2 tRNA genes are annotated in these 520 nt (G+C 51.7%); both read right to left on the reverse strand.

Features of this window, described 5'->3' with window-relative positions:
• Positions 1–254: 254 nt before the first annotated feature.
• Positions 255–331, reverse strand: a tRNA-Ile gene (locus R1H25_RS20330).
• 27 nt (positions 332–358) lie between these two features.
• Positions 359–434: transfer RNA gene (locus R1H25_RS20335), tRNA-Ala, on the reverse strand.
• Between the last annotated feature and the right edge of the window lie 86 nt (positions 435–520).

Consider the following 520-nt stretch of genomic DNA (forward strand, 5'->3'; position numbering starts at 1 on the left):
ATCCACCGTGTGCGCTTATTCGCTTGACCATATAACCGCAAGTTGCCTTGGGTTACATATGTGACCCGGGGGTACAAAGCCCGGATACGAATATAACGACTCAATCAATAAAGAGACTTCCGTCTCTCGCCTTAGCCTCACGACACGTCTGATAGAACATCTCAAACGCTCGCTACGTCACAAGTTTTAAAAGAACACGTACCAGCCACAGTGCTGATGCGTATAAAGATCGATTGTATGCGTCATTCAGAGAATGGTGGGTCTGGGTAGACTCGAACTACCGACCTCACCCTTATCAGGGGTGCGCTCTAACCACCTGAGCTACAGACCCGGAAGTTATTCCGGAACAGCCCAAACATGGTGGAGCCTGTCGGGATCGAACCGACGACCCCCTGCTTGCAAAGCAGGTGCTCTCCCAGCTGAGCTAAGGCCCCAAAAGGGACTCTCATATCGGCCTGGCCGACATGATTCTCTGAATGCAGGTACTTTGTGAAGACGCCCGACAGGACGATGCTGTCTT

The organism is Stenotrophomonas veracruzanensis (assembly GCF_032911525.1).
Taxonomy (GTDB): domain Bacteria; phylum Pseudomonadota; class Gammaproteobacteria; order Xanthomonadales; family Xanthomonadaceae; genus Stenotrophomonas; species Stenotrophomonas africana.